Genomic DNA, 9,656 nt, shown 5'->3' with positions numbered 1-9,656 from the left:
GTGGGGGCGCCCCCCCGCCGGGGGGGCGGCCGGGGGGGGGGGCGGCGGGGCCGGGGGCGCCCCCCCCCCCCCCCCCCCCGCGCTCCCCCTGGGGCCCCCCCCACGGCGAATTGACCGGATCTATAGGACCGGTCGAGAGGCTGGAGGCCGTACACCCCGTCGAGGCCGGACAGCCGATCGAGGGAGGAACTATGGCGGACAGCCGACGCGTCGCGATGGTCACGGGCGCCACCAGCGGCATGGGACTGGAGATCACCAAAAATCTGGCGGCGCAGGGTATTTCGGTATTCATCTGTGCCCGCAACGAGCAGCAGGTGGCCGATACGGCCAAGAGCCTGCAGGACGAGGGGCTGTCGGTCGACGGCGTCGCCTGCGACGTGCGCGACGCCGGGCAGATCCGCGAGTTCGTCGACGCGGGCGTGCGGCGGTTCGGCCCGGTCGACATCCTGGTCAACAACGCCGGTCGCAGCGGCGGCGGGGTGACGGCGCAGATCGACGACGAGCTGTGGCTCGATGTCGTCAACACCAATCTGCACAGCGTCTTCTTCACCACCAAGGCCGCGCTCAACGCCGGCGGCATGCTCGAGCGCGGCAGCGGCCGCATCGTCAACATCGCCTCGACCGGCGGCAAACAGGGTGTGCTGCACGGTGCCCCGTACTCGGCGTCCAAGCACGGCGTGGTCGGCTTCACCAAGGCCCTCGGCCTGGAGCTGGCCAAGACGGGCATCACGGTGAACGCCGTGTGCCCGGGTTTCGTGGAAACGCCCATGGCGGAACGGGTCCGGGAGGTCTACTCCGGCCTGTGGGGCGTCGACACCGACGAGGTGCACGCGCGGGTCAGTGCCCGCGTGCCGATCGGCCGCTACGTCCAGCCCAGCGAGGTGGCGGCCATGGTCGACTACCTGATCGGCCCGGCCGCCGCCGCGGTCACCGCGCAGGCGCTCAATGTCTGTGGCGGACTGGGTAATTACTGACCGGAGGGCACCGCGATGACCGCAGTGGACGACACCGCACCCGAGGCCGCCGAACTCGACGCCGCCGCACACGACCACCTGCAGATCCTCGACGCCATCCAGTCGGGCGCGCTGCGGCTGCTCGAGGGATTCCCACGACAGCCGAGCACCCTGCGCATCCGGGTCGGCGAGGTGACCGTGGAGGCGCACTGGCCGCAGGAGACTCCGGCCCGCGTCGGCGCGGTGACCGAGGCGCACTGGCCGCAGGACGCCTCGGCGACACCGGAAATCCCTGCGCCACAGGATGATCCGGCGCCCGCCCCCGCCATCCGCGCACCGAGCGTCGGGGTGTTCTATCGCAGTCCCGAGCCGGGCGCCGAGCCGTTCGTCGCCGTCGGCGACCACGTCGCGCCCGGTCAGCAGGTCGCCATCGTCGAGGCGATGAAGCTGATGATCCCGGTGACCGCCGAGACCGGCGGGGTGATCACCGAGATCTGCAGGCAGGACGGTGAATCGGTGCAATTCGACGACCCCCTGTTCACCTATTCGCCGGTGTGAGAACGGGACTCGGTCAGGGCGGCGCGGCGCCAGGTCAGGATCCGGCGCTGCGCCCGCCCGTTCACCTCGGCGCTGCCGATCAGCGTGAGCACGTCACCGCGCAGCGACATCTGGCGGACCTGCTCGGTATTCGCCCAGGCCGGATTGGAGCAGACGCTGATCGCGTGCACGATCTCGGCGCCCTCCCGGCGCCACGTACCCGCGTACCCCATGAAGGGGGCGGCACCGGGTGCGGCGTCGGTGCGCATCATGCTCACCGACACGTAGCCGTGCGCGTTGTAGATCAGCAGTCCGCGGGGCGCGGCACCCAGCGGCCCTTCGGTTCTCACGTCGGCATCGTCGATGTCGAAGTACGACACCAGTTCCCAGGTCCCGACCAGTTCGCTCGCAGTCATGGATCCCACGATGCGCGCCCGCACTCGAGTCATACTCCAGCGGTCCCCCGGGCGTAGGAATAGCTGGCCCGCACCAGCTCCCAGACCACCTCCAGCTCGCCCGGATCGCGGGGGCCGTACACCATCAGCACCGACGGCGGCAGATACCGCTGCCGGGCCAGCGGATGCTGTTCGGCCCAGCCCTGCGTAATCGCCTCCACGGCAAGCGCTTGCGGCAGGCACAGATGCAGGCTGCCGTCCGCGGTGCCGTGCAGATGGGCGAATTCGGTGACCCGCAGGTACGCGTCGTCCGGTCCGCCCGCGAATTCGGGCTTCAGGTGCAGGGCCCGGGTATCCGGCGCCGAGATGCCGCTGCGCCCGACCAGGACGCCCGCCAGGCTGGTCATGCGGGCCCACAGCGTCTGCTGCAGGCCCGCCGGAGCGTTCTGGCTGAGCTGCTGATGCGGGGTGTGCGGGCGGGTCTCCGGACGCGCACCGCGGCGTGGCGGCAGGACCGGATGTGTATGCGTGGAGGTCGCTGTCATCACTGTGCTCCTTCCGCGACCGTCGGGCCGCCTGGTCACACAGTAGTTTCCAAAGTATAGTAGTTACCAAATGGAAAGCGTGCAGGAGAGGTTATGACAGACGTCACAGCACCGCCGGTCGATCCCTGCCCCGTCTCGCCGGTGGTCGACCTGTTCTTCGGCCGCTGGTCCACGCAGGTGCTGTGGGTGCTCAACCATCACGGCCGCATGCGCTTCAACGAACTGCTGCAACGCATTCCGGGCCTGACACCGAAGGTGCTCACCCAGCGGCTGCGGCAGCTCGAGCGCGACGGGCTGGTGGTGCGCACCTACTACCCGGAGGTGCCACCCCGGGTGGAGTACGCCGCCACCCCGCTGGCCACTACTTTGCGCCCGCTGTTCAACAGCCTGGCGGAATGGTCGGACGAGCACCTGGGCGAGGTGCTCGCCGCCCGGGCCGCCTACGACGCCGCGGAGGGCTGAGCGGCCAGCTCCAGCAGGTGCCCGGCCAGCTCGCGCGGCATGGTGATCATGCAGTCGTGCCCCGTCGGCAGCACCTTCAGGCGGCCGGGCGGCAGGTCCTGCGGCGGCAGCGTGCGCGGCATCGCCGCCCGCATGGCCTTGAACTGCTCGCCGCCCTCGCTGCAGTAGATGTGCGTGACCGGGATGTCGGCCAGGGCCCGTGGATTGCTCAGCCACAGCGGCTGCTGGAAGGTCTTCAGCGACTGCGCCGTGAGCATCGAGGCCAGCCAGCTCATATCGGGTTCCGTGGTGACACCGTTGATTCCGCCGTCGGCCAGCGGCTCGGTCTGCGGCGGCACCCGCCAGCCGTCGCCGGATTCCGCCGCCTGCTGCGCGAATGCCTCCACCATCAGCGGCATGATGTCGGCGACCGCCTCCCCGTCGCGCGGCACGAACGTGTCCACGTAGACCAGTTCGGCGATGCGGCCGGGCATCCGGTCGGCGAGGGCGGTGATCACGATTCCGGCGTAGCTGTGGCCGACGAGGATCACGTCGGTGAGATCCTCGGTGGTCACCAGGCGGGCCAGATCGTCGACGTGGGTATCGAGGCCGACGTAGCGGGTCAGTTCCTGCGCCCGCTCCCCCAGCCCCACCAGCGAGGGCGCGTGGACGCGGTGCCCGGCCGACGCCAGCAGCGGCGTCACCCGCTGCCAGGCCCAGCCGCCGTGGAACGCTCCGTGCACGAGCAGATAGGTCGACACGATCGTTACTCCTATTTCCTTGTGACAGTGAGGGTTTCGTCGATGCCGGGCGGCACGTGCTCGGGGCGGACGCCGAGCCCGATCACCCGCGCGATCACCTGCGAGAGCCCCGGGAACCGGCGCAGCAGCCGAGCCAGCAGCGGTTTGTCCGTGCCCGGCCTTCCCGCACTGGGGTACAGGTCGGCCAGCAACCGCAGTTGCGCGAATTGCACCACCCGCATGGGGAATTCGCGACGGCGCTGCACCGCACGCAGCTGCCGCACGGTCGGCGAGCGCCCGGCGGCCAGCACCGGCGCGAGCAGGCGGACCGCCGCGACGGCATCCTGCACCGCGAGATTGATGCCCACGCCGCCCGCCGGCGACATCGCGTGCGCCGCATCGCCGATGGCGAGCAGTCCGGGCCGGTACCAGCGGCGCAGCCGGTCCACGCGCACGTCGAGCGGCTTGACGTCGTCCCAGTCGCGGATCTCGTCCTCGAGATGCGGTGCGAGCGTGGGATAGATCGCCGCGAGATCCGCGCGGAAGGCGGGCAGACCCGCCGCCCGGACCGCCGCGAATCCGCCCTTCGGGATCATGTAGGCGACCTGCAGATAGTCGCCGCGATCGATGCAGACGATGAAGAAGCCCTTCCCGCTGCGGACCGTGGGCAGCCGGTCGCCCTCCGGCGTGCTCACCCGGAACCACAGCACATCCATCGGCGCCTCGCCCGCCCCGACCTCGAGCAGGCCGTCGCGGCGCACCAGCGAATTGCGCCCGTCCGCGGCGATCACCAACCGGCACCGGACCTCGAGCGGCCCGTCCGGCGTGCGTGCCCGGGCACCGGTGACCACCCCGCCCTCGTGGATCAGTTCGGTCGCCTCGGCCCGCTGCCGCAGCCGGAAACCCGAATAGCGGCGGCCGGTTTCGGCGAGGAAGGTGAGCACATCCCACTGCGGCATGAACGCCACGAACGGGAATCGGCCCGGCAGACCGCGGAAGTCGGCGAACACCACCGGTCCGAGATCGGTGGCCATCGGCAGCTGCGGCGCCTCCACGTGGGGCAGCCGCAGGAATTCCTCGGCCACCCCCAGCTCGTCGAGGACCGCCAGCGTCGACGGGTGCACGGTGTCACCGCGGAAGTCGCGCAGGAAGTCCGGATGCTTCTCCAGCACCAGCACATCGACGCCCGCCCGGGCCAGCAGCAGCCCCGCCATGAGCCCCGCGGGCCCGCCGCCCAGCACGCAGACGTCCACGGATTCACCTGTCACGCCAGACATGTCGGCCACCGCCCGTGGTTGTAGGTGACCATCTCGTCGAAGATCGACAGCACGTCGAGCGGGCTCCCGGGGCTCGCCTCGTCCAGCTCGGCGTAGGCGCGGTGCAGGTTCCCGACGATGCGTTCGGAGTCGACCAGGTCCCCGAAGTCGCCCAGTCCCACCTCCATCGCGATCTCGAGCGGCGGCAGATCCAGGGCCCGGCCCTCGATCGCCGCATCCTGGATCCAGTGCAGATATCGGGTCGTCTGCTCGAAGATCTCCGGTCCGGTGATCGGACCATGGCCCGCCACCACGGTTTCCGCGCCCAGCCCGGCCAGCCACCGCACCGCCGCCAGTGTGCCGCGCACCGAGCCGAACAGGCAGAACGGCGCCGCGCCCGACATGACGATGTCCCCGGCGAACAGCACCTTCTCCTGCGGTAGCCAGGCCACCACGTCGTTGGTGGTGTGCGCGGCCGGACCGAGATGGATCAGCTCGACCGGCCGATCGCCCACGTGCACGGTCACCCGGTCGCCGAACGTGATGGTGGGCAGGGTGACTCGCACATCGCCCCAGTCGACCTGCGGCCACAGCCGGGTGAGGGCGAGGCCGGTCTCGATCATCTCCGGCCGGATCCGGTCGTGGCCGAGGACGACCGCGGACGGACCGAACAGGTGGTTGCCGAAGTTGTGGTCGCCGTGGTGGTGGGTGTTGACGATGGTGCGCGCGGGGCCGGGCGCGAGCCGGTCCACGAACTCGACCAGGCCGCGGGTCCGGCCCTCGGTGGCCAGCGTGTCGATCACCAGGGCCCCACCGGGCCCGGTCAGCACCCCGGCATTGCTGACGCACCAGCCGCCGCGGTCGTGGGTATAGGCGAAGACGCCGTCGGCGACCTCGTGGGTCGTGGGGTGCGCGGGCGCGGGTGTCCTGGTGGTCATGTCGCGGACTTCGTCGACGACACCCGCTCGGCCGCAGCGTATTTCACCGCGCACAGCAGGGTGTTGCGGCTGTTGGTGCCCAGCGCCTCCTCGAGGTAGGCCCGCGCATCACTGAGATCCGTTGCCTCTCCGAGGATTTCGCGCGCCGCCTCCGGATTGATCGCCACCGTGTGCCGCGCGGTGACCTCGGCGCCGCCCTGCCCGTCGGCGAATTCCCAACTGCCGCTGTGGCCGAACAGCATCGCGGGTGGCAACAGCTGCTTGTAGTCGATGCGCTCGCCCGGGAAGCAGATCCGCACCGATTTGGTGGTGTGGGTGAGCCCGCCGGCGGTGACGGTGTCCATCTCCATCAGCTGCACGCCGTCGGAGTCCTCGCTCAGATCGACGCGGCCGACGTGCGGGACGTGCTCGGGCCAGCGATCGCTGCGATACACGAAGTCGTACAGCTCCGCGGCCGTCGCGTCCAGGGTCACGGTGTCGGCGAACGTGTACACGACCGCACCGACCGGATGGCCCAGCTCGGCGAGGCGGCCCAGGGCCGCCAGTTCGGTCTCGCTGTTGCGGTCGACGGCGCGGGCCACCTCCTCGGGATCCGCGCCCGGCAGCACGCTGAAGTGATGGTCCAGCACGATTCGCGTGGTGCCCGCGTCGATCTGCTCGAACGACCACGCCCCGCCCATCGAGGCGATCGGCGGATTGCTGCGCTCCTGCTCGAACGAGATCCGCCGCTGCGCCCGATCCAGGACGCGCCGCGAGGTCCAGTTCATCACCGTGCCGTTCACCGTGGCCCACAGCCGGAACCGCTCCTCGTCCGGCCCGCGGTGCAGATGCCGCACCGCGACGCTGGGTTCGAAGATCACCGGCCACCGGGTGACGTCGGCGACCAGCGCGTAGAGATCCCCGGGCGGTGCCGCCACGGTGCGGGAATGCTGCGTCCGGACGATGCTCATGACGCCGCACCCGCCAGGCGATTGTTGACGATGTCGATGAGTTCCTGCGGCGTCTTCAGCTCGATGAGCTGCTCCTCGGGAACCGTCACGCCGAAGTCGTGCTGGATGCGCGAGGCGGTCTCGATCAGCGCCAGCGAGTCGTAGCCGAGTTCCTCGAACTCCACCGCGGAGAAGTCACCGGCCAGTTCGGGTGCGTCCTCGTCGCCACCCGCGCAGGCCACCAGAATGCGGCGCAGTTCGTCGATGGTCATGATCGTGCTCATGGTCTGCTCCTCGATCACTGTTGTCGGATGAGGCGGTAGCCGTCGGTCGGCACCGCTCGGGTCAGTCGCCGGATACCGCGCGGACCACCACCGCCGAGTTGAATCCCCATCGGCCGCGCGCGAGGACCAGTGCCCTCCCGACGGCCGCCTCGCGCGGCGCACCGAGCACGAGGTCGATGTCGAGGCCCGCGGCGGGCTCGGTGGTCGCCGCCGTGGCCGGAATCACCCCGTCCCGCATCGCCAGCAGGGCGGTGACGATGTCGAGCGGACCCGCACCGGAGAACAGGCGTCCCGTCAGCGGTTTCGTCGCGGTGACCGGCACCGCGCGGGGCCCGAATACCGCCACCAGCGCCTCGGTCTCCTCGCGGTCGCGGTCGGGCACCCCGGCGGCATCGGCGAACACCACGTCGATCCCGCCGGGGCCCAGGCCCGCGTCGGTGAGGGCCAGATCGATGGCCCGCCGCAGGCCCGAGGGCCGCCCGGAACCCGGCGCCGGATCGAATGTCTGCGCATAGCCCGCGATCTCGCCGTACACCCGCGGCACTCCCCGGGCCTGCGCGGCGGCCGCGTCCTCGACGACCAGCATGGCGCCGCCCTCCCCCGGCACGTGCCCGTCGGCGTGCGCGTCGAACGGCAGGTACGCGCGTGCGGGATCGGTTGCGGAGCTGACGGTTCCGCTCGCCACATGCGACGCCCAGCCCCACGGATCCAGCGCCGAGTCGACGCCGCCGGTCACCACCAGCGGGGTGCCCCGGCGCACCGTGCGCCGCGCATGCCCGACCGCGTCCAGCCCGCCCGCCTGCTCGGCGACCAGCGCGCTGCTGGGCCCGCGCATCCCGTGCCGGATGGAGATCTGGCCGGTGTTCACCGCGTAGAACCATGCGAACGACTCGTACACGCTGACATGCTCGGATCCCCGCGACCAGAGCTTGTTGAACTCGCGGTGGGTGAATTCGAAACCGCCCGAGGCGTTTCCGGTCACCACACCCATGTCGTAGTCGGTCAGCGCGGCGGTGTCGACCTTCGCGTCGTCGAGCGCCCAGTGCGCGGCGACCAGCGCCATCCGGGTGGAGACATCGGTCTGTGGCAGCAGCCTGCTCGGAAGGTGCTCGGCGGCAACGAAATCCGCCACCTGTCCGGCCAGCGACGCACCCGACTCGCGGGTGTCGAACCGGGTGAGCGGCGCGATGCCGCCCCGGCCCTCGAGCACCGCCTGCCAGAACCGCTCGACACCGAGACCGTTGGGCGCCACGACGCCCACGCCCGTCACGACGGTCATACGCCCACGCCCTCGGTCCGCCGCAGCACCATCGCGCTCTGGAATCCGCCGAAGCCGCTGCCGACGGTCAGCACCGTATCCATGCGATGGTCGCGCGCCGTGATCGGCACGTAGTCGAGGTCGCATTCCGGGTCGGGCTCGTGCAGATTCGCCGTCGGCGGCACGGCCTGGAATTCGAGAGCCAGCAGGCTCGCCGCGATCTCCACCGAGCCGATCGCGCCCAGCGAATGGCCCACCATCGACTTGATCGAGCTCATCGGCGTCCGGTAGGCGTGCGCGCCGAGACTGCGCTTCACCGCGGCGGTTTCGTGCCGGTCGTTCTGCCGGGTGCCGGAGCCGTGCGCGTTGACGTAGCCGACCGCGGCCGGGTCGATCCGCGATTCGTCCAGCGCCACCCGGATCGCCTCGGCCATCTCCCGGCCGTCGGCCTTCAGTCCCGTCATGTGATAGGCGTTGCAGCGCGTGGCGTAGCCGGTGATCTCGGCGTAGATGTGGGCGCCGCGACGGCGCGCGCTCTCGAGTTCCTCCAGCACGAAGATCGCCGCCCCCTCGGCGAGCACGAATCCGTTGCGGGAGTTGTCGAACGGCCGCGAGGCGTGTTCGGCGTCGTCGTTGCGCGGCGTCGTGGCCTTGATGGCGTCGAAGCACGCCACCACGATGGGCGTGATCGGGGTGTCCGACGCGCCGGCGATCATCACATCCGCCGAGCCCTCGCGGATCAGCTGTACGGCGTGTCCGACCGAGTCCAGGCCGGAGGTGCAGCCGTTGGACACCATCGCCACCGGCCCCTCGGCACCCACGCTCCACGCCACTTCCGCGGGCATGACGCTCGGCACCATGTAGTCGAACATGTACGGCGACAGGTGTTTCTCGTCGACCACCCAGTTGCGGCCGGAGTCCGACAGCACCAGGTACTCCTGTTCCAGGCTGGTGGCCGCGGCCACCGCGCTGCCCAGGCTGACGCCGAGCCGATGCGGGTCCAGCGCCCCGAGATCCAGCTCGCTGTCGGTCACCGCCTCCCGGGCGCACACGACCGCGAACTGCGCCGCCCGGTCCATGCGCCGGATCTCCCTGGGGGACAGGCCCTCCGCGATCGGATCGAAGTCCGCCTCACCGGCGACCTGCGAGCGGTAGGGCGAGGCGTCGAAGAAGGAGATCCGCCGCGTCGCGGTCCGGCCCTCCGACAGCAGTTTCCAGAATTCGTCCTTGCCCGTTCCACCGGGTGCGCGGACACCGAGCCCGGTAACAACCACACGACGGGTCACGACGCACCCCCTGATTCCCTGGCATTCATAGCGATCTCCCTTCGCGCCGCAGAGGTGCTCCACGTTCCGAATCGCGATCAGCATGGGCGCACGT

Annotated in this window: 12 protein-coding genes; 3 read left to right on the top strand and 9 right to left on the bottom strand. The window is 70.6% G+C overall.

Annotated features, from left to right (window positions below; all coding sequences use genetic code 11):
* The first annotated feature begins 191 nt into the window (after nt 1-191).
* Both QH290_RS03995 and QH290_RS03990 read left to right on the top strand, forming a co-directional pair.
* A complete protein-coding gene (locus tag QH290_RS03995) occupies nt 192-974 on the top strand; it encodes an SDR family NAD(P)-dependent oxidoreductase (RefSeq protein WP_280266637.1) in 783 nt (260 codons plus the stop codon).
* Between the two features lie 15 nt (nt 975-989).
* Nucleotides 990-1,511, top strand: coding sequence for an acetyl-CoA carboxylase biotin carboxyl carrier protein (locus QH290_RS03990; RefSeq protein ID WP_280381994.1), 522 nt, complete (start codon nt 990-992; stop codon nt 1,509-1,511).
* On the opposite strand, the gene QH290_RS03985 is transcribed toward QH290_RS03990, so the two are convergent.
* Both QH290_RS03985 and QH290_RS03980 read right to left on the bottom strand, forming a co-directional pair.
* Nucleotides 1,496-1,906, bottom strand: a complete 411-nt coding sequence (locus QH290_RS03985) for a lipocalin-like domain-containing protein (RefSeq protein ID WP_280381993.1) — start codon at nt 1,904-1,906, stop codon at nt 1,496-1,498. The genes QH290_RS03990 and QH290_RS03985 overlap by 16 nt on opposite strands.
* A gap of 29 nt (nt 1,907-1,935) precedes the next feature.
* Nucleotides 1,936-2,430 (bottom strand): luciferase domain-containing protein, encoded by a 495-nt coding sequence (locus QH290_RS03980; protein ID WP_280266634.1) that lies wholly within the window; start codon nt 2,428-2,430, stop codon nt 1,936-1,938.
* Nucleotides 2,431-2,523: 93 nt separating this feature from the next.
* On the opposite strand from QH290_RS03980, the gene QH290_RS03975 reads away from it, so the two are divergent.
* Nucleotides 2,524-2,892, top strand: coding sequence for a winged helix-turn-helix transcriptional regulator (locus QH290_RS03975; protein ID WP_280266633.1), 369 nt, complete (start codon nt 2,524-2,526; stop codon nt 2,890-2,892).
* On the opposite strand, the gene QH290_RS03970 is transcribed toward QH290_RS03975, so the two are convergent.
* The 7 genes from QH290_RS03970 to QH290_RS03940 form a co-directional block, all read right to left on the bottom strand.
* The gene (locus tag QH290_RS03970) at nt 2,871-3,632 is read right to left on the bottom strand and encodes an alpha/beta fold hydrolase (RefSeq protein ID WP_280381992.1); all 762 of its coding nucleotides are present in this window, start codon (nt 3,630-3,632) and stop codon (nt 2,871-2,873) included. The two genes, QH290_RS03975 and QH290_RS03970, sit on opposite strands and share 22 nt — an antisense overlap.
* 11 nt (nt 3,633-3,643) lie before the next feature.
* Nucleotides 3,644-4,888 carry an FAD-dependent oxidoreductase gene (locus QH290_RS03965; RefSeq protein ID WP_280266631.1) on the bottom strand — a complete coding sequence of 415 codons (1,245 nt, stop codon included), beginning with the start codon at nt 4,886-4,888 and terminating at the stop codon, nt 3,644-3,646.
* Nucleotides 4,876-5,805, bottom strand: coding sequence for an MBL fold metallo-hydrolase (locus QH290_RS03960; RefSeq protein WP_280381991.1), 930 nt, complete (start codon nt 5,803-5,805; stop codon nt 4,876-4,878). The genes QH290_RS03965 and QH290_RS03960 overlap by 13 nt, the downstream gene beginning before the upstream one ends.
* Nucleotides 5,802-6,755 (bottom strand): aromatase/cyclase, encoded by a 954-nt coding sequence (locus QH290_RS03955; protein ID WP_280381990.1) that lies wholly within the window; start codon nt 6,753-6,755, stop codon nt 5,802-5,804. Before QH290_RS03955 ends, QH290_RS03960 begins: the two co-directional genes overlap by 4 nt.
* A complete protein-coding gene (locus tag QH290_RS03950; RefSeq protein ID WP_280266628.1) occupies nt 6,752-7,018 on the bottom strand; it encodes an acyl carrier protein in 267 nt (88 codons plus the stop codon). Before QH290_RS03950 ends, QH290_RS03955 begins: the two co-directional genes overlap by 4 nt.
* A gap of 61 nt (nt 7,019-7,079) precedes the next feature.
* Nucleotides 7,080-8,297 (bottom strand): ketosynthase chain-length factor, encoded by a 1,218-nt coding sequence (locus QH290_RS03945; protein WP_280381989.1) that lies wholly within the window; start codon nt 8,295-8,297, stop codon nt 7,080-7,082.
* Nucleotides 8,294-9,562, bottom strand: a complete 1,269-nt coding sequence (locus QH290_RS03940) for a beta-ketoacyl-[acyl-carrier-protein] synthase family protein (RefSeq protein ID WP_280266626.1) — start codon at nt 9,560-9,562, stop codon at nt 8,294-8,296. Before QH290_RS03940 ends, QH290_RS03945 begins: the two co-directional genes overlap by 4 nt.
* Between the last annotated feature and the right edge of the window lie 94 nt (nt 9,563-9,656).

This window comes from Nocardia wallacei (genome assembly GCF_029869545.1).
Classification (GTDB): domain Bacteria; phylum Actinomycetota; class Actinomycetes; order Mycobacteriales; family Mycobacteriaceae; genus Nocardia; species Nocardia wallacei_A.
Note: the sequence above shows the minus strand (reverse complement) of the source record. Positions and strands in the feature narration are given on the sequence as shown.

What these genes read in the sequence shown, in the direction of transcription:
- QH290_RS03980 (WP_280266634.1), bottom strand. Translation starts at nt 2,430, where the DNA reads ATGACAGCGACCTCCACGCATACACATCCGGTCCTGCCGCCACGCCGC.
- QH290_RS03960 (WP_280381991.1), bottom strand. Translation starts at nt 5,805, where the DNA reads ATGACCACCAGGACACCCGCGCCCGCGCACCCCACGACCCACGAGGTC.
- QH290_RS03995 (WP_280266637.1), top strand. Translation starts at nt 192, where the DNA reads ATGGCGGACAGCCGACGCGTCGCGATGGTCACGGGCGCCACCAGCGGC.
- QH290_RS03990 (WP_280381994.1), top strand. Translation starts at nt 990, where the DNA reads ATGACCGCAGTGGACGACACCGCACCCGAGGCCGCCGAACTCGACGCC.
- QH290_RS03945 (WP_280381989.1), bottom strand. Translation starts at nt 8,297, where the DNA reads ATGACCGTCGTGACGGGCGTGGGCGTCGTGGCGCCCAACGGTCTCGGT.
- QH290_RS03965 (WP_280266631.1), bottom strand. Translation starts at nt 4,888, where the DNA reads ATGTCTGGCGTGACAGGTGAATCCGTGGACGTCTGCGTGCTGGGCGGC.
- QH290_RS03985 (WP_280381993.1), bottom strand. Translation starts at nt 1,906, where the DNA reads ATGACTGCGAGCGAACTGGTCGGGACCTGGGAACTGGTGTCGTACTTC.
- QH290_RS03975 (WP_280266633.1), top strand. Translation starts at nt 2,524, where the DNA reads ATGACAGACGTCACAGCACCGCCGGTCGATCCCTGCCCCGTCTCGCCG.
- QH290_RS03955 (WP_280381990.1), bottom strand. Translation starts at nt 6,755, where the DNA reads ATGAGCATCGTCCGGACGCAGCATTCCCGCACCGTGGCGGCACCGCCC.
- QH290_RS03950 (WP_280266628.1), bottom strand. Translation starts at nt 7,018, where the DNA reads ATGAGCACGATCATGACCATCGACGAACTGCGCCGCATTCTGGTGGCC.